The organism is Porphyrobacter sp. AAP60 (assembly GCF_001296025.1).
GTDB lineage: Bacteria > Pseudomonadota > Alphaproteobacteria > Sphingomonadales > Sphingomonadaceae > Erythrobacter.
In genome coordinates, this window is sequence record NZ_LJHV01000002.1 from 659606 (window position 1) to 685867 (window position 26262).

The window sequence follows — 26262 nt, forward strand, 5'->3', positions numbered from 1 at the left end:
GCAGCGTGGTTCCGGCAACCGCTCAATATACCCCGCCCTGCTGCTCGACAAAGCTGGGCGGCCGTTCTTCGACCGGATCGACCACGGCGCTTTCGGCATTCCGGCGGCCGGCACGGATCAATTCAAGGATCTCGTTGCGCTTGGAAGCGATGGCGTCCTGCCGAGTGTAACGTTCAGGCTCGGAGTCGGGCTTGAAAGCTTCCCAGATGGTCGCCGATCGGGGATCATCGGTGGGCCAGCCATCATACACGCGCTTGCCCGAGCTGCGATCCACCCGCACCATCCGCACGCCCTCTGGAGCGACTGCTGGCAGATCGGACCACCTCGGCTTGGTTTTTTCGATTAGGCTTTTGATGATTGGCGCGGAAATGGTGCCGCCAAAAGCATAGCCACCCATGTTGCGCGGCTGGTCAAAACCCACATAGGCGCCCGCGATCATCTGCTGGGTGCCGCCAATGAACCATACATCCTTGGGCCCGGTGGTGGTGCCCGTCTTGCCGAACAATGGCAGATTGAGAGGGTTCAGCACCGTCGCCGTCCCTCGGCTTACCGCGCCGCGCAGCATGTGCATGACCTGAAAAGCGGTGCGCGCATCCATCGCCTGCTGACCCTTGATACCAAGGCGCGGCATCGCCTTGCCGTCCCACTTCGGCATCGAACATCCGCGACAATCGCGGTTGTCGGCACGCCAAACGACCTTGCCCCGGCGATCCTGCACGTAATCGATCACAGTGGGCTGGTTCAGCCGCCCGTGGTTGGCCAGCGCGCTATATGCCGAAACCATTTTCACAAGGGTGGTCTCGCCCGCCCCAAGCGCAGTCGAGGGATAGGCCGGAAACTTGCCGATGCCGAGCTTTTCGATACCCTTGACGACATTCGGCATGCCCGCGCTCATGCCGATCTGCACGGTCATGATATTCTGCGACTGTTCAAGACCATACCGCATCGGGAACTGGCCGGCGCGTCCGCCGCGGATGCACTTTTCGCCAAGGTTTGCGCCCTGATAGTAACAGAACCGCGAGTTATCGATCTGGGTCGAAGGGGTCATTCCGCTATCCAGCCCAGCCGCATAGACGAACGGCTTGATAGTCGATCCCGGCTGGCGCATCGCTTGGGTCGCCCGATTGAAATCGGAAATGCGGTGATCGAAACCGCCCTGCATTGCCAATACGCGGCCCGACTGCGCGGATTGCAACACCAATGCGCCTTGCGCTTCGGGAATGGTGCGCACCTGCCAGCCATCGCCAAGCGGGCTTGCTGCGATCACGTCGCCTGCTTTCAAAGCATTGGGCAACCCGCTGAGAGGTGATTGGCTGCCATCGGCAAAACCGATCTGCGCGGATGATCCGCTGCGGCTGGTGACAACGCCGACCCGCCAGTCGCGATAATTCACGCCGAGCGGTGAACTGGCCAACTGACCGGCCCAATTGCCCGCGCTCACATCGATAGTGGCGATCGGCCCGCTCCAACCGCGTCCGCCGTGATAGCGCAGCAGGCCTTCGCGCAACGCGTCGCGCGCAGCGATTTGCATTTCGGGATCAAGCGAAGTGCGCACCCACAATCCGCCCGCATAAACGCTGTTGCCGCCATCCTCGGCAGTTTCGCCGAATCGCTCGATCAGCTCGCGGCGCACTTCTTCGAGGAAATAACCAGCATCGACGCTGCGTTCGCTGCGCTGGGTGACGAGGCCCAACGGTTTGGCCGCAGCAGCCCGACGATCAGAGCCGGTTATGAAGCCATTGGCTTCCATCTGCCCCAACACAAAATTGCGCCGTCCAAGCGCCGCCTGTTCCTGACCCTTGCGCCCATACCGCTCCGGCGCTTTGGGCAGGATGGCCAGGAATGCCATCTCGTGCAATTCGAGATCACCGACATCCTTGTCGAAATAGGCCCGCGCGGCGGCCTGCACGCCAAAGCTGCGCCGCCCTAGCGGAATCTCGTTTAGGTAGAGTTCGAGGATCTCCTGCTTGGTCAGCACCTGTTCGATGCGGCCGGCGAGGATCATTTCCTTCAACTTGCGGGTGACCGAATATTCATCGCCCAGAAGCAGGTTCTTGGCGACCTGCTGGGTGATCGTGGAACCGCCAACGGCGCGCTCGCCCGAGCCCATCTTGCTGGCATAATCGAACACCGCATTGGCCGTGCCGAAGAAATCGACACCACCATGGCTGAAGAAGGTCTTGTCCTCGGCGGAAAGATAGGATTCGATCAGCTGCTCGGGGAAATCGGCATATTGCAGCTGCACCCGGCGTTCGCGGGCGTAGGAGTGGACGATTTCGCCGTCATTGCCGCGCACAACGGTCGGCAACGGGGTTTCGTAAGTCAGGAGCGCCTCTGCCTCGGGAAGATCATTGGCGAGCCAGACAAACACCGCGATCCACAGCGCCACGACCGCCCCGAAGGCAAGCGCGATCAGCTTGAACCAGAGGCTTTGACGCCATTTTTCGGCAAACCACGCCGCAGCGCCGCCGACATCGCGGTTGATGCGGTAACGCAGGTAAGCCCAGTTGGTGCGGGCTTCGGTGACAGGGCTCTGCTCGGTCATGGGCGAGGCGCAACTAGCACGCAGGTGGCAGACATTGCTAGCCGGTTTCCATTCCTATTCCCCGTCCATGCCAGTATCGGCGCGGCGCGCGAAATAGACGCGGATCGCACGGGCAAGAACGGCGGCGTACTGCGCCCGTCCTTCCTGTGTCGTCAGTCGCGCCCGGTCAGACCGGTTGGTGACAAAGCCGCTCTCAAACAGAACCGAAGGCACATCAGGCGCGCGCAGCACTGCCAGCGCCGCCGAACGGCGCGGCTGGGGCACAAAGGCGAGCCGCTGCTCGCCTTCTCGCAGCACAAGACCGGCAAATTCCAAAGCGCTTTCCTGCGTGCGTTGCTGCGATAGTTCGACCAGAATCGCGCTGACCGCCGCGCTCGCTCCGTCGATGGCGATGCCGTTCAGCCGGTCGGCATCGTTCTCGCGCGCGGCAAAGCGCGCCGCCGCCTCGTTCGATGCCTCGTTCGAAAGAGTGTAGACGCTCGCCCCGCTGACATCTTCGCGCTCTCCGGCAGAATCGGCGTGGATCGAAACGAACAGGTCGGCATTCAGTTGCCGCGCGATTTCGGGGCGGTGCGGCAGTGGCAGAATGCGATCATCATCGCGCGTCAACGCCACGCGGATGCCGCCCTGCTGCAGCAATTCGTCTCGCAGGGCGATCGCGATGGCCAGAGTGATGTCCTTTTCATTGATCTTGCGCCCTTCCGGGTCGGTGCCGATCGCGCCGGGATCGCGCCCGCCGTGTCCGGCATCGATCACCACCAGCGGCCGCGCAGGATCATCAGGCCCGGCGACGGGCGGTAATTTGACCGGGTCGGCTGCTTCATCCACCGCGAAGCGCAGCACATAGTCCCGGCCCCATTGCGGAACGGGGATCATCGTGCCCGACGCAGCAGCCCCGCCCAGCAACACGGCAGGCACCAGCAATACGATCAGCAGCAGAGTGCGAAAGCTCATTATGGCAGGTTGCTTACGTTCTAGGCATGGAGAAACGCAATAGAGTTGCGGGGTTTGCCCCACAGTGCTAGCGATAGTGCCAGAGGGGCTGCAATCAGGCGTATGTGCGTCATGGTCGCCAGCCTCTTGTGCCGGATCGCACCGTTTCCTTCGGTATCCGGCCAAGAACAGGTTGATGCAGTGACGAGACGTTTTTCCCCGCAAATCAGCATGATGCGCAACTTGCGCTTTATTGCTGTTGCGGGCCAAAACGCGGCCCAAGGTTCGCCAACGCGCCGCACGTCCATCAATGCAGACACGAGCTTCGCGCTGATTGCCCTTTGCGGGCCCGGCGCGACAATCCCTTCCGGCGCAGCCTTCGGTCACGCCGGCCCATCCCACATTTTGCGCTCCCTTGATGCCCCGTTGCGGGCACGGCCGGGCGCATGGAGACTATTCAATGACAACGCGCATGCTCATCGATGCGCGCCACCCGGAAGAAACCCGGGTGGCGGTTCTCACAGGCAACCGGATTGAGGAATTCGATTTCGAATCTGCCGAACACAAGCAGATCAAAGGCAACATCTACCTCGCCAAGGTAACCAGGGTCGAACCTTCGCTGCAGGCAGCGTTTGTGGATTTCGGCGGCAATCGCCACGGTTTCCTCGCGTTCAGCGAAATTCACCCCGACTACTACCAGATCCCCAAGGCTGATCGCGACGCGCTGCTGGCTGAAGATGCCGAAGCTGCCGAAGAAGAAGAACGCCTGCGCGCCGAGGAAGAAGACGAAGGCATCTCCCCCGGCGACGAATATGACGCCGAAGACGAAAGCGGCGGCGCACTTGCCGAAGACATGGCCGAAAACGGGGTCGAGGAAATCGACACTTCCGACAAGGATAATGTCGCCACCATCGAAGATGGCGCGTCGGATGATGATGGCGGTGATGACGACAGCGGCGATGACGACAGCGGCGATGACGACAAAACCGGCGAAGAAACCGGCGAAGACGGCGAACAGGATCGCGGCCGGGGCCGCCGCGGACGTCGCCGTCAGGGCAGCAGCAAGGGCAATGGCGGGGCCAATGGTTCAGGCCGCAGCCGCGCCAAGCAGGTCGACGAAGTGCGCGCCAAGCGTCAGGAACTGCGTCGGCGCTACAAGATCCAGGACGTAATCCAGCGCCGCCAGGTATTGCTGGTGCAGGTCGTGAAAGAAGAACGCGGCAACAAGGGCGCCGCGCTGACAACCTATCTCAGCCTTGCCGGGCGTTATACCGTGCTGATGCCGAACAGCACCAGCGGCGGCGGGATCAGCCGCAAGATCAGCTCGACTAGCGATCGCAAGCGTCTGAAAGACATGGTCTCCGATCTCAAGCTGCCGCGCAGCATGGGTCTGATTGTGCGCACCGCCGGTCTCAGCCGCACCAAGCCCGAGATCAAGCGTGACTTCGATTACCTCGCCCGTGTGTGGGACGAAATCCGCGAAAAGACGCTCGCCTCGGTCGCACCGGCGCTGATCCATTCGGACAGCGACCTGATCAAGCGCGCAATCCGCGACATCTACAACAAGGAAATCGAGGAAGTCGTCGTCGAGGGCGAGGATGGCTACAAGTCGGCCAAGGCCTTCATGAAGCTGCTGATGCCCAGCCACGCACGGCGGGTAAAGGCCTATTCCGATCCCGTCCCGCTGTTCCAGCGTTACGGTGCGGAAGACCAGCTGCGTGCAATGTATGACCCGATGGTGCAGCTGAAATCGGGCGGCTATCTGATCATCAACCCCACCGAAGCGCTGGTGTCGATCGACATCAACTCCGGGCGTTCCACCAAGGAACACGGGATCGAAGCGACCGCGCTGCACACCAATCTGGAAGCGGCCAAGGAAATCGCCCGCCAACTGCGCCTGCGCGACATGGCCGGTCTGGTCGTGATCGACTTCATCGACATGGAATATTCGGGCAACGTCCGCAAAGTCGAAAAGGCGATGAAGGACGCGCTGAAGAATGATCGCGCCCGCATCCAGGTGGGCCGCATCTCTAGCTTCGGGCTGATGGAAATGAGCCGCCAGCGCCTGCGCACCGGCGTGCTTGAAGCCACCACCCGCGCCTGTCCGCATTGTGACGGCACCGGTCTTGTCCGCACAGCTTCTTCGGCCGGGCTTTCCGCCTTGCGGCTGATCGAGGACGAGGCAGCGCGCGGCAAGGGCACGCTGATCCGTCTGGCGGCAAGCACCGAAGCGGCGATCTATCTGCTGAATGAAAAGCGCGCCGATCTGGTCGAGATCGAACAGCGTTATGGCGTCGCTGTCGAAGTGGTGCCCGAAGGCGAGGATGAAGGCGCGAAAATGAGCGTCTCCAGCGCCGGACCGCGTCCTGCCGAGGCGCCCAAGTTTGAGCCGATCATCGATGATGACGAGGACGAGGAGCTCCCGGAGGAAGAAGAGGATTCTGCCGAGGAGGAAGAAGAGCAGCGCGAGCCGCGTGCGCGCCGTGAACGCCGCGATTCGGCCGAGAGCGATGACGAGGCGGGTCGCAAGAAGAAGCGCCGCCGCCGCCGTGGCGGTCGCAATCGCAGCCGTGGTGACCGTGAAGACGGCGCTGAAGGCGAAGGCGAAAACGACGCAGCAGGCGACAATGACGACGGTGATGCCGGTGATGACAACGCCCAAGCCGGCAACGAAGCACAGCAGGCCGATGGCGATGATGGCGCAACCGATAGCGAAGGGCGTCCCAAAAAGCGTCGCCGCCGCGGTGGTCGTGGCCGCAAGCGCCGCTCGGACGAGGGTGCTGAGGGCGAAAACGCCGATGGCGAACCGCAGGATCGCAGCGATGACGGCAGCAATGACAGCGGTGATGACAATGTGACCACCGCTGAACCGGAAGCCGACACCGTCCCAGCAGTTGAAGCCGAACCGGTCGCCGTGGAAGAAGCCCCTGCCGAAAAGCCCAAGCGCAAGCGGGCCCCGCGCAAGACCAAGGCGATGCTGGCCGCAGAAGCCGAAGCTGCCGCCGCGGCCGAAGCAGAAGCTCCGCCGATCGCCGAAGCCCCTGCCGAGCCAGAAGCCGTTGCTGAAGAAGCTCCGGCAGAAAAGCCCAAGCGCAAGCGGGCTCCGCGCAAGGCCAAGGTGGCTGAACCGGCTGCAGCGGAAGTCGCGGAAATCCCTGTGCCTGAAGCTGAAACAGCTACGCCCGAGCAACCGACTGCCGAAGCGCCGCCCCAAGCGTCTGCAGACAGCGACGGCAAGCCGCGCCGTGGCTGGTGGCAACGCACTTTCGGCGAATAAGCCGGGCCTGTCTGGCTAACAGAAGATCACGGGGCGGGAGCAGGCAACTGCTTCCGCCCTTTCTGTGCCCCGCCTATCGTCAGGCGGATTTACGGGCGATGCCCCACTCCATCCACCCGGCAAAGCGCGGCGCCTTGGGCGTGTAGCCCTGTCCCAGCGTTTCGACCGCAAAACCTGCGCCTTGCCAAGCGCCGGCGATCGGGCGGGTCAGGTGGCAACCCCCGGCAAGGCGTTTCCACACTGGCTCGATCCGCTCCTGCCATCCGCGCACGCCATCATCAGGCGCGCGGCCATGTTCGAGAAACAGGGCCTGCCCACCGGGACGCAGGATGCGGCGCAATTCGCGCATGACCTGCGCCGGATCATCGACCGAACACAGGGTGAAGGTGCACACCACGCAATCGAAACTGGAATCGATGAACGGAATTGCCTCGCCCCGCCCCTGTCGCAGATCTGCCACCCAGCCCATTGCCTGTGCTGCCTCCCGCGCGCTATCCAGCAGAACGGCATGAGGATCGATCCCGGCGTAGGATGTAATCGCCCCCGGATCATAAAAGGCATGGTTGATCCCGCCTCCACAGCCCAGTTCGAACACATCGCCGCGGGCCAGCGGTACGACGGCGGCGCGCCGCTTCATCACTTGCCCCTGCGAACAGGCGCAGGTGATCAGACGCGGCATGACCTTGGCTTCGTACCAGTTCCTGATTCCCATCGCGATTTGCTCCCCCCGCAAGCTTCTCACTCAACCTAACGATGCTTGGCGCGGCAGGGAAACAGGCTAAGACGAGAGCATGACAACAATTCCGGCAAACCGCCCCGCCTTTCGCTTCCACCCCCTGCTCTGGGCAGGTGCGGCGGCAATGCTGCTGGCTCCTGCCGCAGCGATGTTGCTGACCAAGGAGATGAACTGGGGCTTGGAGGATTTCGCTGTCTTCGGGTTGATGTTGACGGTGTTTAGCCTGTCGATCGAAGCCGCCTGGTACGGGCTAGACACCCGGTTGAAACGGTTTGGTGCGGCGATTTTCGCGATTCTGGTGTTCCTGATCGTATGGGCAGAGTTGGCGGTCGGCCTGTTCGATTAGGGCTCAACCTCGGCGCCGCGAAAGTCGAAGACCCGTCCGGATTGCTCTGGGCCAAGGCCCGCCAGAACAGCCAAAAGATTCTTCGCTGCCTGCCGCGGCGGGGTCAATTGCCCGTCCGGCAATCCGGTCTGGAACGGCGCAGACAGCGCACTGTCCACCGTGCCGGGATGCAATCCGACAATCACGCTTTCCGGGTGAGTGCGCGCCATTTCCAACGCGAAGTTCTTGAGCAGCATGTTGAGCGCCGATTTGCTCGCGCGGTAAGAATGCCACCCACCCAAACGATTATCGGAAATCGAACCGACACGCGCCGAAAGCGCTGCGAACAGAGATGGCTCACCGCGCGGCATCAGGGCCAGCATATGCTTGGCAACCATCGCCGGGCCGATTGTGTTGAGCGCAAACACCTGCGCCATCACTGCCGGATCAAGCCGCTTGTATGTCCGTTCAGGCCCGGTGCCATCGGGCAATGTCAGAACGCCGGTGGCACAGATGATCCATTCGGGCGGGTCGCTTCGCATCACATCGGCGGCGGCGGCAATGCTGGCTTCGCTGGCGAGATCGAAGGCGAAGGGCCGGATGGCGCCGCCCTCTGGCCCCTCCCCGCTGCGCGATCCGGCATAAATCGTTTCGCACCCACCTTCGGCGAGCGCTTCACACAGCGCCCGGCCAATCCCGCCCGAAGCGCCGAACACTGCGGCTTTGCGCGGCCAAGGCTTTACGCTTTTCGATACTTGTCCCGTCTTCGTCATGGTGCTGAAGCGCCCAGGCACGCCGTTGGTTCCGGGTACCTCCGATGCATTCAACCGCCCCGCTCAACCAGTGTGCGAAACCGCGCAACATCGATGCCGCTGCACCGGGTTGCGTGGCCGGACAATGGCGCTAGATAGGGTGCAAATCAAAACGGGATCAGTTCATGGCAACCTTCACTCTGCCCAAAAACTCCAAGATCAACAGCGCCGGCAAGGTGCACAAGGCCGATGGCGGCCGCGTGAAGGCATTCAAGGTCTATCGTTACGACCCTGACAGCGGCCAGAACCCGCGTTATGACAAGTTCGAGATCAATCTCGACGAATGCGGCCCGATGGTGCTGGACGCGCTGTTCAAGATCAAGAACGAGATCGACCCGACCCTGACCTTCCGCCGTTCTTGCCGCGAAGGTATCTGTGGTTCGTGTTCGATGAACATGAACGGCAAGAACGGCCTCGCCTGCACCACGGCGATCGAGGATCTGAAGGGCGAAATCCGCATCACGCCGCTGCCGCATATGGACGTGATCAAGGATCTGGTACCGGACTTCACGCATTTCTACGCGCAATATGCCTCGATCCGGCCATGGTTGCAGACTGTCACGCCGACCCCTTCGGGCAAGGAGCGGCTGCAGTCGCCCGAACAGCGCGAACAGCTTGATGGTCTGTACGAGTGCATCCTGTGCGCCTGCTGTTCGACCGCTTGCCCGTCTTACTGGTGGAACAGCGATAAATTCCTCGGGCCGGCGATTCTGCTGCAGGCCTATCGCTGGCTGGCAGACAGCCGCGACGAGATGACCGGCGAACGGCTCGACGATCTGGAAGATCCGTTCCGCCTGTATCGCTGCCACACCATCATGAACTGTGCGAACGTATGCCCCAAGGGCCTTTCACCGGCCAAGGCCATCGCCGAAACCAAGAAGATGATGGCTGAGCGGACCATCTGATCCGGTGGCTTTGACAGACGATGTTTTCGAGCATGGGCCAGACCCGGAGAATCCCGGCTGGCGGCACTGGAACCTGAAGGATCCGACACTGTTCAACGGCGCGGTGATGGGCAAACTCATCACCCGCGTCGATCCGGACGGGCCAAATGGACGTCGGGCGCGGCTGCGGATGTTTCCCGAGCGTCGGCATGAAAACCTGCAAGGCATCATCCACGGCGCGGTGACGCTTGCGCTGATCGACATCTCCATGTTCGTTACCATGCACACCATCGGCAGCGGCAACGCCGGACCCTCGGTCACGCTGGAGCTTTCGACCCAATTCGTGGGTGGCGGCGATCCGGCACGGCCTCTGGACGCCGTGACCGAGATCGTGCGTGAGACCGGCAAGCTGGTGTTCGTGCGCGGTATGGTGGAGCAGGAGGGCGATATTGTCGCCAGCTTCTCGGGCATCGTGCGCAAGATGCAGCCGCGCCCGTGAGCGGGTTGCTGGCGCGCTATGACGCGCTGATCGCCAGCGGAGAACTGCGCGCCGATCCTGACCAGCGCCGTGCAGCGGAACGGCTTGATCAATTGCAACGCGAACTTGAGGCACCGCAGCCCAAAAAAGGCCTTTTCGCTCGCCTGACGGGCGCTGCTGCCTCGGCCGAACTTCGTGGAGTTTACCTTTGGGGCGGGGTCGGGCGCGGCAAATCGATGTTGATGGACCTGTTCATCGAAACGCTCGGCATCGAGGGCAAACGCCGCGATCACTTTCATTCTTTCATGCTGAACGTCGACCGCAAGATTGCCGAAGCACGCAAGGCCGAACTGAAAGACCCGCTGGTTGCCGTGGCAAAGCAGATGGCCGAAGAAGTCCGCTGCCTCGCGTTTGACGAAATGGTGGTGAACAACACTGCCGATGCCGCAATCATGGGCCGGTTTTTCACCGCGCTGATGGAGAATGGCACGGTTGTCGTCACCACCAGCAACCGCCCACCGCGCGATCTTTACAAAGACGGGCTGAACCGTTCGCTGTTCCTGCCCTTCATCGAACTGGTGGAAAGCCGCATGGACGTGCTGAGCCTGAACGGCCCGACCGATTACCGGCTCGACCGGATCGGCGGACTGGCAACCTGGCACGCGCCGATGGGCGATGCTGCAACCGCGCAGGTGCGCGAGGCGTTTTTCCGCCTGACCGACTTCGAACCGGAAGATGCAGCCCACGTGCCCAGCGGCGAACTCGATCTGGGCGGTGGGCGCACTCTCCATGTGCCCAAATGCCTGAAGGGCGTGGGCGTGTTCAGCTTCAAGAAGCTGTGCGGGGAAAATCGCGGGGCGGCTGATTATCTCGCGATTGCAAGGGCGTTTCACACAGTGATCCTCGTCGGCATCCCGCGCATGGGCCCCGAGAACCGCAACGAGGCAATCCGCTTCACGAAGCTGATCGACGCGCTTTACGAACATCGCGTGAAGCTGTTCGCCACTGCTGCGTCCTCGCCGGAGGAATTGTATCAGGCAGGCGACGGTGCATTCGAATTTGCGCGCACGGTCAGCCGGTTGAACGAAATGCAGTCCGATGGCTACATGGCGCTCGGCCACGGGGCAGAGGCTTAGGCGCTCAGCCCAAGCCGCGTGAGCGACTTTTCCAGCATCAGCAATTGCCACAGAGTGCGCGAATGGTCGGCGCGGCCTGCGATGTGGGCTTCAGCCATCGCGGTGATCGCCTTGGGCTGGAAAAATCCGGTTTGCGCCAGACTACCCGATGCGATTCCCCGCGCAGCGCCTGCCAGCGGCCCCCGCAGCCAATCGGCGATCGGGGTGACGAAACCCTGCTTGGGCCGGTAGAGGATATCTTGCGGCAGATAGCGTTCGAGCGACTTCTTGAGCAGGTATTTGCCGGTGCCGCCCTTGACCCGCATGGCTTCGGGCAAGCGCGCGGCGAACTCCACAAGGCGATGATCGAGCAGCGGCTCGCGTGCCTCAAGGCTTACCGCCATGCTGGTGCGATCAACCTTCGTCAGGATATCGCCCGGCATCCAGAAGGTGAGATCGGCATATTGCGCCCGGTCGAGGCCGGAGCGTCCCGGTGCGGCGCGCATCAGCGCGATCAGCTCATCCTCGCCGCGAAAACCTGCAAGACTGGCCGCAAAGCTATCCGAATAAAGCGCAGCCCGCGCTTCGGGCGTGGTGACAGAAAGCCCACGCGCGTAGCCCGCCTCGCCGCTTTCGGCGAGCGCCAGCAGAGTCGTCTTGGCGCGCAAGGGACGCGGCGCCCAATCGGCTTTGGGCCATGCACGGCCCAATGCGCCGAACAGCGAGCTGCGCAGGCCTGCAGGCAATACCGATCGAGCGCGTTCTTCGTGGTGGTGGAACACCTGTCGCCGGTAACCGCCAAACGCCTCGTCCGCTCCGTCCCCCGATAGCGCCACAGTTACCCGTTCTCGTGCCAGCTGACACACGCGCCAGGTTGGCAAAGCGGAGGCATCGGCGAAAGGTTCGTCAAACATCGCGGCAAGCTGGTCGATGGCGGCAAAATCGTCTGTCGCGACGATCCGCTCGGCATGATCCGCGCCAAACTTCGCAGCGACCTGCCGAGCATAGCTGGTCTCGTCATAGGCGGCGACATCGAAGCCGATCGAACAGGTTTGCACAGGCTGGCTGCTCGCCTCGCTCATCAGGGCAACCACGCCGGACGAATCCACCCCGCCCGAAAGAAACGCGCCCAGCGGCACATCGGCGACCATCCGAGACCGCACGCCTTCGCGCATCAGGTGAATGAGCTGCGCCGAAAGATCGGCTTCGCTGCCGCGTTCCCGCTGCCTGAAGTCGATGTCATACCAGCGCTTCGGGCGGCCCGGCGCACGGCCATGTTCCAGCAGCCAGAAATGGCCCGCCGGCAATTTTTCGACACCAGCGAGAATCGAATGGGTATCGGGGACATAGCCCCAGGTCATGTAGGCCTCGATCGCCTGCGGGTTCACGCGGCGGCGCAGCAGCGGATGCGCGAGCAGGCCTTTCAGCTCGGAGACAAAAGCGATGCTGCCGTCAGACAGCGCTGCTGTGAAAAGTGGCTTCACCCCGAACCGGTCGCGCGCAAGGAACAGCTGGCGTTTGTCGCGATCGAACAGCGCAAAGGCGAACATCCCGTCGAGCCGGGACAGGCAGTCTGGCCCCCAACGCTGCCATGCGGCAAGGATAACTTCGGTATCGCCATTGGTGCGGAAAGCGAAACCCGCCTGCTCCAGCTCGCTGCGAAGGGCGCGGAAATTGTAGATTTCGCCGTTGAAGACGATCACCGCGCGGCCATCGGCAGAATGCATCGGCTGCGGTGATCCCGCCACATCGATGATCGACAAGCGGCGGTGGCCAAGCCCTACCCCGTGATCGGTCCACACCCCTGCCCCGTCGGGCCCGCGATGGGCAAGCGCATCGCACATTCGTTCAACCCGTACAGGATCGACCGGCTTGGGCGTTTCGGCATGAAAGATCCCGGCAATTCCGCACATTCCGGGCGACCTATAGCATGGCAGCCAGCGCGGCAATCGCGGCCAGTGCAGCGATTGCCAGTGCGGTTGCGGGTGGTGTCAGGCTGCGGCCTTGCGAGCGAGCAAGCCAATCCCACCCGGCCATTTCATCGGCCGTCCAGCCAAATTCCTCCGGCTCACGCTCGAACCAGCGCCATGCGCCACCCAGCATGGCGGCAACCACGATCGCGAAGAAGATCCAGCCATAGACGATGTGATCGAACCCGCTCGCCTTCTCCGCCCCGACATATTGCGCGACATAAACCGTCGCCCAGGCGCGCACCCCATTGGCGAGGATCGGTACGATCACACAGGCAGCGAGGAAAATCGCGCGCCGCCGCCAGCTGGCAAAACGGGTGAAGCACACCAGCACGCCCAAAGTCACCATCGCGATCAGGAACTTCACGCCCGAACAGGCCTCGGCAACGATGAACAATCCGGCGGGGGTGTCGATGTAAATCCCGTCGATGCTGGCGGGAATACCGCTCCACCGGGTCAGCGCGATGGTGATGTCTGCGGTGATGAATTGCAGCGTCGGGATGATCTCGTCACCGAACGGCACAAGAAACACACCCATCGCCAACGGTAGAGCGAGCAGCAATGCGGCGCGCAATCCCAGCACGGCGATCACCGCGCCCTGAAGCGCGCCCACTGCGCCAGCGTGGGCGACGAGATTGATATCGGCAGCGCGTCCTGCCCACCACAGTCCCAGCCCAGCCACCACCAGTGCGAGGCCCGGAAGAAAAGGCTCCGGTACGATTTTCGCCAGTTCGCCGGCCTTCAGCAGCGCCAGCCAGCCAATGATGAAGGGCACCAGCAGCAGATGGTTGTAGGTGTCGATGTTCCACCACAGGTGCAGCATCTCGCCCCAACTTGGCACAGTAACAGCGATCAACGCGGCCCACGCCGCCGCGAGTGCCAGCAACGGGGATCGCCACATGGGGGATATACGATCAAGCACCGAAGCGCGTTGAACCGGAAAGCTTGCGTGTTCAGGCGGCATGGCGTGTGCGCCCTTCCCCGATACCGGCAAGCCCTGTAAGCGGAGCCATCATCGCTTCCCAACCATGCTGATCGCGCACGAACTGCCGCGCCGCAGCGCCGATGCGGGCACAGGCATCGGGTTCGGCCAATAAGCCTTCAATCCGGGCGCACATGACGGCAGGATCAGCCTCCCCAATCAGCCAGTGCTTATCGTCCTCAGCTGCGATGCCCGTCGCTGCGTCAGGGGTAAGCACCACCGGTCTGGCCATCGCCATCGCCTCCAGCACCTTGTTCTGCACGCCGCGCGCGATCAGCAGCGGTGCGAGCACGGCATCGGCGGCCGCGAGAAAGGGTCGCACATCAGGTACTTCGCCCCACACCTGCACACCGAGAGTGCCATGATGGGCCATCAACCGGCCGGTGGGATTGCGCCCGACGACATGGAACATCGCGCCCGGATAACGTGCGCGCAGATTGGGCATCAGTGCTTCGATCACCCACAGCGCGGCCTGCTCGTTCGGGCGATAATCCATCTGCCCGGTGAATGTGAAATGCGGCCCCGGCAGACCCGCGATGACAGGGTACGGGGTGACGCCAGCGGGGTTGAAGAAACCGGCATCGATCCCGTTGCCGATCACTTGCACGTTCACCCTGTCAGGTTCGCACAAACGGCTGCGATAAAGCGCCGCCTCAGCATCGGAAATCAGGATCGTCGCATCTGCGCGCTGCCCCAGTCTTTCTTCCTCTGCCGCCAGCAGGCGCGCTTCGCGGGTGTTGAGCCAGACCCGTTCGCCTGCCTCGGCGTAGCTGGCAAACTTGGCGCTATCGACATCGCACAGGTCAATCACAACACGGCCCGCATAATCGTCGGGAATGTATTGTCCCATCTGGCCGGAAAATACGACGATGGCAGAGATACTGCGCGCTGCGATGGTGTCATGCACCCAGCGTTCCAGCTTGCGGCTGTGAAACGCTGTAAGACTTACTGGCTTGCCCGCCAGCACCGCTTCGACCCCGGCGAGCGGCAGGGGCTTGGTGCGCGGGGCGATGCAATGCGATGCGGCGATTTGCGCCAGAGCGCCCTCTCCTGCCCGATCGTCACCTTCCGCAAAACAGCCGACATGCACCGGCCCGAGCTGCGTCAGCGCTTTCAGAAGGTTGTGCGATCGGATGCGGTCACCGCGATCAGGCGGAAACGGCACCCGGTGCGCAAGGAACAGGATATCCCCCATCACGCCAGCCCGCGTGCGATCCACGGCCCCAGCATGTTGGCGACAGGCAGAGGCAGCTTCTTCCACAATTCGATCTTGCGGGAATAACTGGCATCGGTGGGATCGATATTGCGCGGCAGTGCGCCCGGTGCGGCCCATGCGCCATAAGTCAGCGGCACAGGGTCAAAGCCCCAGTTTTTCTTGAAGGCGAACGGCCCGCTCCCCGTTTTGGAGCGTCCGAAATCGAAGCGGGTCATACCTTGCCTGCGAGCGTGGAGCATCAGCTCGTAATACATCACCTCGTTGGCGCGGGCGGCGCGGGCAGCAAAAATGCCGCCGCCCCAGAACGGCATTACCGAACCTTCGTGATAGAAATTCAGCACACTCGCGAGCGGCTTGCCATCCTGCCAAACGGTCAGGATATCGCTGCTATCGGGGAAGGCGTTCAGCATCGCCTTGAAAAGCCTGCGCGGAAACACCGGTGTTCCGAGATTGCGGACGCTTTCGCTATAGCAGCCGTAATGCGCGACGAGATCACCAGTGCTGCGACCCACGGTAATCTTGTGTCCGAAGCCCAGACCTTTTCGCACTTCGGCGCGGGCCTTTCGCGGGATAGCGAGCAGTTCGGCTTCGTCATCCGCAGCTAGCGGACGTTCAAACCCGCAATGCTTGTCCGACCACGAGTGCCAGGTTTGAGGAATTGCACCCCCGCGCAGTTCCACGCCGGAAAACCCGCTAGCTGCCGCGTGAGCCTCTGCGTGCGATGCCAGTGCCTGCACCGCCGCGTCATTTGCCGCCAAGATCCCGCCGCCGACACCGAAACCGCTCGAAACCAGTGCCTTGCCAAACAGCGCCGATCGCACTTCGGTAAGCGGCAACCAGCCTGTAACGACGCCCATGCGCTCGGATACCAGCCCGGCAGCGCGTTGCCCGCTCCCGGCCTCGACAGCTTGTAGCCAGGCTGGCCGGTGAAACAGGCTAGCCCGCGTTTCGGCCACGAAGCCCTCGATGCGCCGCAGGTCGGCCGCATCGCTGAATCCCACCGCGCGCACAGTTTCGCCGGTCTTCAGCGGCGCATTCACGTTACTGTTTCCGGCGTCAGTTCCAACGGTTCAAGCTCGCCAGCCCGGGCCGCCTCGCGGTGGGCAATCACGTCCATCCGGCCCCAGCGAAATTCGTGCACAAGATCGTTCAGCTTGCCCGCCATCTTCGTGAGGCCGGTATAATGCCGGAAACGCGATCGCAGGGGCGCGTGTGCCACCCGCGGCTGATCCGGATCGACTTCCCACGGGTGAAAATAGAACACCGCAGGGCGACCTTCAGTGCGGTTCACCTGCCGGATCGCCCAGCGCGAAAAGGCGTATGGCAGCACCCGGAAGAATCCGCCGCCGCCAGCAGCCACGCGCCGCCCGCCGAGCATTGCGGTGGTCACCGGCAGTTCGATCATCGACGACCACGGCAGCGGCCGAAAGGCAAAGCGCGGCGCTTCGGGCCAGCCATAGTGATCATGGACAACCGGCGCGACGCTGCTGGAATAGGCATAGCCCTGTTCGGCAAGTTCAGCGAAGGCCCACGGCGTGCGCTGATCGATCGAGAAGCTCGGAGCGCGGTATCCGGTAACTTTCACACCGGCGCAGTCTTCAAGGATTTCGCGCGCCTTGCGGATATCTTCGGCAAATTCGGGCCTTGTAAAGGTGAACACGCGCGCGTGATCATAACCGTGGCTGGCGATTTCATGCCCGGCATCGACAATTCGGCGGATCATATTGGGATGCCGCTTTGCCACCCACCCTAGGGTGAAAAAGGTCGCACTGACATCGGCCTCTGCAAACAGATCGATCACGCGGTAGACATTGTCTTCGACGCGGGTCTTGATGCTGTCCCACTCGCCGCGAGCGATCACATTCTCGAATGCGCCGACCTGAAACCAGTCCTCGACATCAACCGACAGGCCGTTGACAATTCGCGGGTGGCCGGGTTCCGGCGCTGGTTGGAAGGGAGCGTTCATGGGTTACGCCGCCTCGCGCGACGGGTCTTCCTCGAGCCATTCGATCAGCATGGTCAAAACGTGGCGGAAGGATTGTTCCTGTTCTTCCAGCCGTGTCTCGATCCGTTGGAGTGCTTCGGCAAGATGGGCTTCCGCCACGCGCGCCTCTTCGGGCGATTGGGGTTCTGCCGTGCCCTCGCGCTGGTTCATTCCTGCAGCCTGCAATTCGCTGATCGCCGCTTCAAGTTCCGCCGTGCGCGCATCGCGCTCTGCCAGCAGCGCGGCCACTTCGGTCGCTGGCAGACTGTCATGCGCAGCCGGTTGCGGCGCAGCAGGGGCAGAAGCAGGCACAGCCGCAGGCGCGGGCGCGGTGCGCAAATCGGAACCGCCGCGGGCGCCGCGGGTCTGATCGGCCATCATCTCGGCCATCACATCATCAAGCATCGCCAGCGACAGGCTCTCCCGCCCCTCGATCGCGCCGAGCAGCAGCAGGCGGTTCATCACCTGATTGACGCGGCGCGGAATGCCATCGGTTTGGCGGTAAAGGGCATCGATCAGCCCTTCTTCAAACGCGGGCTTCCCGTTCCAGCCCACCTGACCAAGCCGGTGCTCCACGTAATCCTGCACCTCGCCGCTATCCAGCGCTTCAAGGTGGTGGGATGCGATAACCCGCTGGCGCAGCTGCTCCAGATCGGGGTGATGGGCCAGCGTGCGGCGGAACTCGGGCTGGCCGAGCAACAGGCTTTGCAGCAGCGGGTGCGAGCCGAGCTGGAAGTTTGACAACATCCGCAATTCTTCAAGCGCGGCCAGTTCAAGGCTCTGGCATTCGTCTACCACCAGCAGACAGCGGCGACCGGCGCGGGCTTCATCCTGCAGGAACCGTTCGATCGCGCCCAGCGCGCCCGCCTTGTCATGCCCCTCGACCGCCAGTCCGAACGCCTGCGCAACGACGTGCACGATCTCCGCCCCGTCCAGCGCCGAGGTGACGATCTGCGCCACGCTCAGCGCCGCCGGATCGATCCGCTCCATCAGGTGCGCAACCAGCGTCGATTTGCCCGCGCCCACCTCGCCGGTGATGACGATGAAGCCCTCACCCTGGCTCAGGCCATAGCCGAGATAGCTCATCGCCTTCTTGTGGCTGACGCTTTCGAAATAGAACTGCGGATCAGGCGTCAGCTGGAAAGGCCGAGCAGAAAAGCCGTAATGATGTTCGTACATGAGGCTCAGATCCCCGTCAGAAATTGTAACGCAGGCCAACCAGCGCGGTGGCAAAGGCAAAGTCTTCGGCGGTGAATTCGCTGTCGAAATAATCGACTGAAACCGCCGCACGGCCGGTCAGGCGCTGGGTGATCGCCTGATTATAGGCAGCCGAAGCACCGACTGCGGTCACGTTGTCGTTGGCGCCAGCGCCGTCGAACCAGTTGACATAGGCATTGGTGGTCAGGTTGGCGTTCTGCCCGATCTGCCGGGTCAGCCCGCCAATCACGTAATAGCTTTCGTCCGTCAGCCCATCGATCGCCGCCAGCACCGTGCCCGGTGCCGCAATGAAAGTGCGCCGGTCATAACCAGCGCCCAGCGCTGCGGTGGTGCGGCCCATGGTGCGCTGATAGGAAGCGCGCACGCCGCGCCCGCGGAATGCAGCGGAACGGGCAGAGCCCAGCCCGCCGATCAATGCCTGGCCTTCGGTGCCGCTTACCAACCCGCCGAAATCGCCGGTGACGGGATTTCGGATCGCTTCGAAATCGCTGTCGAGCCCGGCGAGGCTGTTGTTCAGCAATCCGCCAAAGCCGCTTACCCCGTCATAGGCGGAAAGCGCAAAGGCGCTGCGCTGGCTGGGGACATAGGTGAAGGTGCCGTAATAGGTGGTCGAATCATACCGCCGCCCGACCGACGCCTGAAGGCTGGTGCGCGAGCTGGGGCGCCACAGCACGCCGACATCCCACAGCAAGCCATCGACATCGAAGGCGATCTGACGCGGAGCGGCGCTATCGGTGACAAAGCGGCCATCGGCCCCGATCACAGGCACGCCGTTCACATCGCGCAGGGCATCGCGGCTGGAAATCTCGACATTCTCGTAACCCGCACCTGCCACGATTGCGAGCGACGGGCTGACCGGTAAGGTCACATCCCCGCGCACGTAAAGATCGCGCACCCGCTGATCGAGATTGGAAATGTCCTCCTGAAAGCCCCCCGCCGTAACGGCCACGCCCACCGGCAGTACATCGCCAGGACGTACGCCCGCGCGCAGCTGGCCCAGATAGGTGACGCTGTCATCAAACACATCGACTGCCTGCCCTTGCGGGTTGACGATCGCCTGATCGACTTCGAAGCGGTTGTAACCCACCCGCGCCACGCCTTGCACATCGACATCGCCGACGCGGGTATTGAGGCTTGGCCCGGCATAGGCGCTGTAAAACCGGCTTTCGGCATCCTCGCGCACAAGCGGATTGGCCGTGGTGCCGCCGCCCGCATCGATCCGGGTGCGCGATGCAAGCGCGCCAGCCTCAAGGCTCAGGGTATTGGGCACCAGCGCCAGTGTGCCGCGGGCAACGCCGCTGATGGTATCGCTATCCACGCTGTTATCGCCATAAGCGATGTTGCGTTCGTAACGCACTGATACGGCTGCCCCGCTGTTGCGCCCCTGCACGTTGATATCGACGCCTGCAGCAACCTGCGTGAAGGTCAGTACCTCGTCACCCGGCGAAATCTGCGCCGAGAGCACCTGGCTCACCTCGATATAGGGTTGCACCAGGCGGGTCGATCGCTGGGAGGATGCGCCGTCGCCCTGCCCCTGATCCTGTCCCTGTGCTTGTCCTTGCGCCTGCGCAATGGCCGGAACAGCGGCAGTCGACGCCACTGCCGCCAGTATCAGCGCGCGATTGAATATGCGGGCACGCATCGTCATTTCCCCTTGGTGCCATAAGTGCCGAAGCGCCGCCCGGATGGGCTGTAGCGCGCAGCATTGAGCAGCAGTTTGATATCGCCGCAGGCCGACAGCAGCTGCTGCGCATCTTCCAGCGCGGCGCGGCTCGTCTCGTCGGCGCGTACCACCAGCAAAGCCTGCCCCACGTGGGACGCCAGTTCGGCTGCGGGCGAGGCGGCCAGCGCGGGCGGTGTATCGAAAATCACGATCCGGTCAGGCGCGTTCTGCGTCAGCCGGTCGAGCATTTCTCCGGTGCGGGCGCTGGCGAGATATTCGGCATCCAGCGCCATTGCGGTGCCGGCAGGCAGCACGAACAGCCCTTCGATATCGGTGCGGATCACCAGACGTTCGGGCTGGATTGCGGGATCGGCCAGTGCATCCATCAGGCCTTGTCCGGCCTCGATCCCCAGGCGCTGGGTGACAGACGGTTTGACGACATCGGCATCCACCAGCAGCACTTCGAGACCGCGTTCGGCGGCGAGCGCGATGGCAAGGTTGGTGGCGCAATAGGTCTTGCCCTCTCCCGGATGGGGCGAACACACAAGTATACGGCGCGCCAGCGGGGTGTCGCTTGCACGGGCATCGGCCAGCAGCTCGCGCTTGACGATGCGGAACTCTTCAAGCAGCCCGGTCACCGGCTCTTCCGGTACGATCATCCCGCCATCATGCAGGTGATCGCGGTCAATTGCCGCAAACGGCCCGCAGAACTCAACTTTGGGTGCCGTTTGCGGCGCTGCAGGCGCGGCGACGGGTTCTGGCTGCGCGGTTGCTGCGGGTGCAGCCTTGGGTGCAGGAGCCGCCGGGCGGCGCAAAGCTGCAGGCGCCTGCGGCACAGGCGGAACGGCGCGCGTCGGCACGGGGCCGATCCCGAAGGCAGCATCCGCCCGTTCGAACAGCGATGCAGGCGTTGCGCCCTCGCGGTTGATTTTGCCCTGATCGGTCATCGCGTTTCCCCAATCCTCACGCAATTGTTCCGATCGAGACGATCTCGATCGCGAGCAGAATCACAAACATTGCCACCAGTCCGGCGCAGGCCCCGGCAAATTGCACCAGGCGTTGGCGTTCGATCTTGCGGGCAGCTTCGGAGATGGTCAGCGAAATCGAGCCGATCACCGGCAGATCGAAGGTGCGCTCCAGTTTTTGCGGCGTTGCAAAGCTCGATTTCAGCTGGCTGATCGCATAGGCCGCTGCAACGCCTGCACCGATGCCGACAATCAGCACGCCAAGCAGCAGCAGCGGACGATTGGGCGCAGCCGGTTTTTGCGAAACACCGGGTTGCTGGATGATATCGAACCGGAACTGGCTCGCCTTGTCCTCGACCTGCCCACGCGTGCGCAGAGCCTCGCGGTCTTGCAGCAGCTTTTCGTAATTCTGGCGCAGCACATCGTAATCGCGGCTGATACGGTTCGCCTCGGCGGCAACCGTAGGTTCGCTCGCCTGGCTTGCCATCAAAGCGGCAAAGTTGCTTTGCAGCGCGGCGCGGCGGGCCTGCAGTGCTTCAACTCCCGCCTGACGCTCGCTGCGGATCGCGATGAGCGAGGAATGGGCCGGATTGGGCGTGCCGCCGGCATCATCGCCAGCAGCAGCGGCCTGCCGGGCGAGAATGGCCACCTGCTTGGTGGTGGCAACAACATCGGGGTGGTTATCGGTCAATCCGCGCGAACGCAGCTCAGCCAGCTGGGTCTGTGCCTGCTGCAAGGCAGCGCGCGGCCCCGTGGCGTCGCGTCCGCCGGCCAGCGTGCGCGGCGTGCTTTCCAGCTGGGCCGAAATCGCTGCCAGCGCGCTTTGCGCCGCAGCCAGATTGGCATCGACGTCGCGCAACTCGGTGCGGCTCTGTTGCACCTTGGTCGACAGGCTATCCGAACCACCGATCAGATCGGGATACTGCGCTTCGAACGCCAGACGCCGCTGTTCGGCCTCTTCGAGTTCGAGCTTTCGTTCATCCAACTGGCGATCAAGGTCGCCGATGGCGGTGCTGATCCCGGCGCGATTGCCGATCACATGTTCTTCGCGCAGGATGTCGAGCAGCTTCTGCACCACATCGCGCGCCAGCACGGCGTTTTCGGCATCGGTCAGATCACTGCGACCGATCTCGGCGGTGATTTCGAACAGGTTGTCCTGCTCGCTCGTCACTTTAACCTTCTTGTCGAGCTCGCCAACCATCGCATCCAGTGCGCCGCGCTCGGTTATGCCTTCGCCCAGACGGGTGGAGGTGATCACCTTTTCAAGGTTCTTTGCGCTCGACAGGGTCTGGCGGACGCGCAGGATTTCTTCCTTGCCATCGCCTGCAATGCCGAGCTGCTTGGACAAAACATCCTGTACATCGACATAGACCCGCGCCTTGGACTCATAGGAATTGGGGATCATCGCGATCACCAGCCAACCCAGCAGGCACACGCCCCAGGCCACGGCAATCGCCAGCCACCGCCGGTGCCAGACCGACCAGAGCGCTGCGCGCAGTTCGTCAAAGATGTCGCTCATGCCCGCAGCCGCCCCCTTTAGAACCGGCTTTCGGGGATGATGATGGTATCGCCCGGCATCAGCATCACATTCGCCGAAGCATCACCCTTGCGGATCAGATCCGACAGGCGGAGCCGGTATTCGACCTGCTTGCCGGTTTCGCGGTCAAGCCGGATCAGCTTGGCACGGTTGCCGGCGGCAAATTCATTCAGTCCGCCCACCGCGATCATCGCATCAAGCACAGTCATGTTGGCGCGGAACGGCAGCGAAGCCGGCTGCCCGGTCGCACCGATAATCCGCACCTGCTGGGTAAAGTTGCCTTCGGGCGTGTTGACGATGACCGATACGATCGGTTGTTCGATATATTTGGAAAGCTCGCCCGCGATGTATTCCTGCAGTTCGGTCGAGGTTTTGCCCACCGCCGGAATGTCCTGCACCAGCGGGATCGTCAGCCGCCCGTCAGGCCGCACGCGCACCTTGTCGGCGCTGAGTTCGGGATTGCGCCAGACGTGGATTGTAATCTCGTCGAGCGGGCCGATGGTGTATTCCTCGCTCGGTGCGATGGTGTTGCTGGAATAGTTTGCTGTGGGCAACTGCGCGCCTCCGCTGGCGCAGGCCGACAGCAGTGCCGAAGCAAGGCCAAGAGCCGCGATGCGGGAAAGGGGCAGAGGGTAAAGCATTGGTCAGGGATCCTTGGCCGTGTTGCGTGCGGGGGGCGCGTGCACCATGCAGGAGCGACCTGCGACACGAGACCCCCGGTCATTGGGTCTCTTGTCGCCGGAAATGGTGAACATATTGTTAGTTATACAGGCCAGAATCCGGCCCCATCCCGCTTTGGGACAGGGTAAAATCGCCGATTAACGCCGCGGTTCAGACCAGAATTTCGGCCGCCGGGCCGTGGCCCAGAAAAGCGCTGGGGCTGGCAGTCGCACCGTAGGCTCCGGCGCAGAACACCGCGACCAGATCGCCAACATCGGCCTGCGGCATCATTGCGGCGTCGGCCAGCCTGTCGAGCGGGGTGCACAGGCAGCCGACGATGTTGACTTCCTCTGTTGCCTCCATCGCGTAACGGGTTGCAATCGCAGAAGGATAATTGCGGCGCACCACGGTGCCGAAATTGCCCGATGCCGCCAATTGGTGGTGCAACCCGCCATCGGTAATCAGGTATGTCACCCCGTGGCTAATCTTGCGGTCGATCACGCGGGTGAGATAGACCCCCGCTTCACCGACCAGATAGCGGCCCAGTTCGATGCACAATTCGGTATCGGATAGCACCGACGGAAGGTGCGCCGCCCGCTCCGCCAGCGCCGCGCCCACCTTGGCGAGATCGACCGGCTCGTCACCGGGGAAATAGGGGATACCCAGACCGCCGCCCATGTTCAGTTTGGGCAGGCCGTAGCCGATATCATCGGCAAGATTCGCAGCCAGTTCCAGAACATTGCCCTGCGCTTCGATGATCGCGTCTGCGCTGAGTGTCTGGCTGCCGGAGAAGATGTGCAAGCCGCGCCATTCGGCCCCTTGGGTTATCACATCACGCGCCAGAGCGGGCACCCGTTCGGCATCCACGCCGAACTGCTTGGCCCCGCCGCCCATTTTCATGCCAGAACCCTTCATTTCGAAACTGGGGTTTACCCGGATCGCAATGCGAGGTGCCTTGCCGAGCCTTTGCCCGATCGCGAGCGCCCGCGCGGCCTCGCCTTCGCTTTCGCAATTGAGCGTGACGCCTACGGCAATCGCGGCTTCCAACTCGTCGTCACGCTTGCCCGGCCCGGCGAAGCTGATGCGCGCCGGATCGATCCCGACCGCCGTGCACAGCGCCAATTCGCCTGACGAGGCAATGTCGAACCCGTCCACCAGCGGCGCCATATGGCCGATCACGGCGAGGTGCGGGTTGGCCTTGACCGCAAAGTTCAATCCGACCCGCCTTGGCAAAGCCGCTCGCAAATCCGCCACACGCGCATCCAGATGGGCGCGTGAATAGACGAACAAGGGCGTGCGCCCGGCTTCGGCCGCCAGTTCGCTCGCGCGCTTGCCGCCGATGGCGAGTTCGCCGCCGATGGTTTCGTATCCGGCGGGGATCGGGCCGACGGGCTTCATGCGTCAAATTCCTTATCGAGTTCAATCTGCAAGGCCGTGCGGTCAATCTTGCCGTTAGGGTTGATCGGCATCGCCGCACGCCAGTGTATCATCTTTGGCTGCATGAAATTGGGCAGATCGCGTTGCAACCGCTTCGGCAGATCGGCGCGGGCCGCCTCGTCACCGACACCGCGCACCACCAGATGCACCGCCTGCCCGAGCCGCGCATCGGCCACGCCCAATGCCACCGCCTCTGCTGCAAGACCAGTGGCGAGCGCGGCCTCCTCCACCTCCTGCGGGCTGATCCGGTTGCCCGCGCTCTTGATCATCGCATCGCGGCGACCGGCGAAATAGAGCAAGCCGTCTGCATCGCGCCGCACGCGGTCGCCCGACCACACCGCGGTGCCGCCGTAAGCCGATTGGGCCGGCGCGGGCCTAAAGCGTTCGGCGGTGCGTTCCGGATCCTGCCAATAGCCTTGCGCCACCAGCGGGCCGCAATGCACCAACTCGCCTTCCTCGCCATCCGCCGCGACTTCGGCCGCATCGTTGATCACGAGAATCTCTGCGAAGGGTATCGCCTTACCCATTGAAGTCGGATGCGAATCGACCAATGCAGGATCGAGGAATGTCGAACGGAAAGCCTCGGTCAGCCCATACATCGGGAACAGCCGCGCCTGCGGGAATATCCCGCGCAAGGAATGCACCAGATCAACCGTCAGCGCCCCGCCGCTATTGGTGAGGCGTCGCAGGGGCGCACTCGCTTCGGCGGGCCATTCGATCTCGGTCAGTTGCACCCACAAGGGCGGCACTGCGGCAAGCGTCGTCACCCCGTGCTTGGCGCAGGCCTTGGCGACATCCTTGGGAAACAGGAAATCCAGCGGCACCACACACCCGCCCGCAAACCATGTGCTCAAAAGCTGGTTCTGCCCGTAATCGAACGATAGCGGCAGCACTGCCAGCGTCACATCGTCTCGCTCAAGCCCCAGATAATGCGCCACCGCCACGGCGCCCAGCCACATATTGGCATGGCTCAGCATCACGCCCTTGGGCCTGCCGGTCGATCCGGAAGTGTAGAGAATGGCGGCGAGTTCGGCTGGATCGGCCGCCGAAGGGCCAAGTTCGCGCCCTGCGGCAGCGGCAGCCGCCAGCGCTTCCGTCTCACCCAAGCCAGCGCAACCAGCAGGCAGATCGCCCGGCTCCAGCGAAGCGAGCCGCGAACCTGTACCGATCAGAAGCCGCGCGCCGCTATCGGCAAGGATATGTGCCACCTGCGCGCGCTTGAGCATGGGATTGACCGGCACATGCACCAGCCCCGCCCGCGCTGCGGCGAGCGGAAGCAGGCAGGTCAATTCACCCTTGGCTGCCCAGCTTGCCACCCGCGCTCCACCCTGCGGCACCATTTGCGCCAGCCAACCCGCCAGCAGCGCAACACGCTGTCTTAACTGATTGTGGTTAAGCGTGGCATCGCGCAGCACCAGCGCCGGGCCATCCCCATGCCCGCTCATCCCGGCCAGTTCGGCCAGATGATCGAGCGGTCGCGGGAGAGGATCGGGCAGGTGCGGCATGAACGGGAGCATTCTTTTCC

21 protein-coding genes are annotated in these 26262 nt (G+C 63.1%); 5 read left to right on the forward strand and 16 right to left on the reverse strand.

Going from position 1 to position 26262, the window contains the following annotated elements:
- Positions 1-22: 22 nt before the first annotated feature.
- Both IP79_RS03720 and IP79_RS03725 read right to left on the reverse strand, forming a co-directional pair.
- Positions 23-2545 (reverse strand): penicillin-binding protein 1A, encoded by a 2523-nt coding sequence (locus IP79_RS03720; protein ID WP_054117861.1) that lies wholly within the window; start codon positions 2543-2545, stop codon positions 23-25.
- A gap of 54 nt (positions 2546-2599) precedes the next feature.
- On the reverse strand, positions 2600-3499 hold the full coding sequence (locus IP79_RS03725) for an N-acetylmuramoyl-L-alanine amidase family protein (RefSeq protein WP_054117862.1): 900 nt from the start codon (positions 3497-3499) through the stop codon (positions 2600-2602).
- 439 nt (positions 3500-3938) lie between these two features.
- Here IP79_RS03725 and IP79_RS03730 point away from each other — a divergent pair, with 439 nt between their 5' ends.
- Positions 3939-6755, forward strand: coding sequence for an Rne/Rng family ribonuclease (locus IP79_RS03730; protein ID WP_054117863.1), 2817 nt, complete (start codon positions 3939-3941; stop codon positions 6753-6755).
- A gap of 79 nt (positions 6756-6834) precedes the next feature.
- On the opposite strand, the gene IP79_RS03735 is transcribed toward IP79_RS03730, so the two are convergent.
- Entirely contained in the window at positions 6835-7467 is a 633-nt protein-coding gene (locus IP79_RS03735; protein ID WP_054117864.1) for a class I SAM-dependent methyltransferase, read from the reverse strand.
- Positions 7468-7546: 79 nt separating this feature from the next.
- On the opposite strand from IP79_RS03735, the gene IP79_RS03740 reads away from it, so the two are divergent.
- Positions 7547-7837 carry a hypothetical protein gene (locus IP79_RS03740; RefSeq protein WP_082336979.1) on the forward strand — a complete coding sequence of 97 codons (291 nt, stop codon included), beginning with the start codon at positions 7547-7549 and terminating at the stop codon, positions 7835-7837.
- Here the strand turns inward: IP79_RS03740 and IP79_RS03745 are convergent.
- Complete coding sequence (locus IP79_RS03745) at positions 7834-8589, reverse strand: SDR family NAD(P)-dependent oxidoreductase (RefSeq protein ID WP_054118024.1); 756 nt, start codon at positions 8587-8589, stop codon at positions 7834-7836. The genes IP79_RS03740 and IP79_RS03745 overlap by 4 nt on opposite strands.
- A gap of 164 nt (positions 8590-8753) precedes the next feature.
- Here IP79_RS03745 and IP79_RS03750 point away from each other — a divergent pair, with 164 nt between their 5' ends.
- Genes IP79_RS03750 through zapE form a run of 3 tightly spaced genes read left to right on the forward strand, consistent with a single transcriptional unit; the run spans position 8754 to position 11126 of the window.
- Positions 8754-9533, forward strand: coding sequence for a succinate dehydrogenase iron-sulfur subunit (locus tag IP79_RS03750; protein ID WP_054117865.1), 780 nt, complete (start codon positions 8754-8756; stop codon positions 9531-9533).
- Positions 9534-9537: 4 nt separating this feature from the next.
- Entirely contained in the window at positions 9538-10011 is a 474-nt protein-coding gene (locus tag IP79_RS03755) for a PaaI family thioesterase (protein ID WP_054117866.1), read from the forward strand.
- Positions 10008-11126 (forward strand): cell division protein ZapE, encoded by a 1119-nt coding sequence (zapE, locus tag IP79_RS03760; protein ID WP_054117867.1) that lies wholly within the window; start codon positions 10008-10010, stop codon positions 11124-11126. Before IP79_RS03755 ends, zapE begins: the two co-directional genes overlap by 4 nt.
- On the opposite strand, the gene IP79_RS03765 is transcribed toward zapE, so the two are convergent.
- The 12 genes from IP79_RS03765 to IP79_RS03820 form a co-directional block, all read right to left on the reverse strand.
- The gene (locus tag IP79_RS03765; RefSeq protein ID WP_054117868.1) at positions 11123-13018 is read right to left on the reverse strand and encodes an XrtA/PEP-CTERM system amidotransferase; all 1896 of its coding nucleotides are present in this window, start codon (positions 13016-13018) and stop codon (positions 11123-11125) included. The two genes, zapE and IP79_RS03765, sit on opposite strands and share 4 nt — an antisense overlap.
- Before the next feature lie 10 nt (positions 13019-13028).
- The gene (xrtA, locus tag IP79_RS03770) at positions 13029-13976 is read right to left on the reverse strand and encodes an exosortase A (protein ID WP_233994068.1); all 948 of its coding nucleotides are present in this window, start codon (positions 13974-13976) and stop codon (positions 13029-13031) included.
- Positions 13977-14028: 52 nt separating this feature from the next.
- On the reverse strand, positions 14029-15276 hold the full coding sequence (locus IP79_RS03775; protein ID WP_233994069.1) for a TIGR03087 family PEP-CTERM/XrtA system glycosyltransferase: 1248 nt from the start codon (positions 15274-15276) through the stop codon (positions 14029-14031).
- The gene (locus IP79_RS03780; protein WP_054117870.1) at positions 15252-16313 is read right to left on the reverse strand and encodes a FemAB family XrtA/PEP-CTERM system-associated protein; all 1062 of its coding nucleotides are present in this window, start codon (positions 16311-16313) and stop codon (positions 15252-15254) included. The genes IP79_RS03775 and IP79_RS03780 overlap by 25 nt, the downstream gene beginning before the upstream one ends.
- Positions 16310-17239, reverse strand: a complete 930-nt coding sequence (locus IP79_RS03785; RefSeq protein WP_054117871.1) for an XrtA system polysaccharide deacetylase — start codon at positions 17237-17239, stop codon at positions 16310-16312. Before IP79_RS03785 ends, IP79_RS03780 begins: the two co-directional genes overlap by 4 nt.
- 3 nt (positions 17240-17242) lie before the next feature.
- Complete coding sequence (locus IP79_RS03790; protein WP_054117872.1) at positions 17243-18436, reverse strand: XrtA/PEP-CTERM system-associated ATPase; 1194 nt, start codon at positions 18434-18436, stop codon at positions 17243-17245.
- A gap of 16 nt (positions 18437-18452) precedes the next feature.
- Positions 18453-20117 (reverse strand): preprotein translocase subunit YajC, encoded by a 1665-nt coding sequence (locus IP79_RS03795; protein ID WP_233994070.1) that lies wholly within the window; start codon positions 20115-20117, stop codon positions 18453-18455.
- A gap of 2 nt (positions 20118-20119) precedes the next feature.
- Positions 20120-21085, reverse strand: a complete 966-nt coding sequence (locus IP79_RS03800; RefSeq protein WP_054117874.1) for an AAA family ATPase — start codon at positions 21083-21085, stop codon at positions 20120-20122.
- 16 nt (positions 21086-21101) lie between these two features.
- Complete coding sequence (locus IP79_RS03805) at positions 21102-22622, reverse strand: XrtA system polysaccharide chain length determinant (protein WP_054117875.1); 1521 nt, start codon at positions 22620-22622, stop codon at positions 21102-21104.
- 17 nt (positions 22623-22639) lie between these two features.
- A complete protein-coding gene (locus tag IP79_RS03810; RefSeq protein ID WP_054117876.1) occupies positions 22640-23281 on the reverse strand; it encodes an XrtA/PEP-CTERM system exopolysaccharide export protein in 642 nt (213 codons plus the stop codon).
- Positions 23282-23471: 190 nt separating this feature from the next.
- Entirely contained in the window at positions 23472-24698 is a 1227-nt protein-coding gene (locus tag IP79_RS03815; RefSeq protein ID WP_054117877.1) for a pyridoxal-dependent decarboxylase, exosortase A system-associated, read from the reverse strand.
- Positions 24695-26254: an acyl-CoA ligase (AMP-forming), exosortase A system-associated gene (locus IP79_RS03820; RefSeq protein WP_233994071.1), complete on the reverse strand. Its 1560-nt coding sequence runs from the start codon at positions 26252-26254 to the stop codon at positions 24695-24697. Before IP79_RS03820 ends, IP79_RS03815 begins: the two co-directional genes overlap by 4 nt.
- Positions 26255-26262 lie beyond the last annotated feature (8 nt).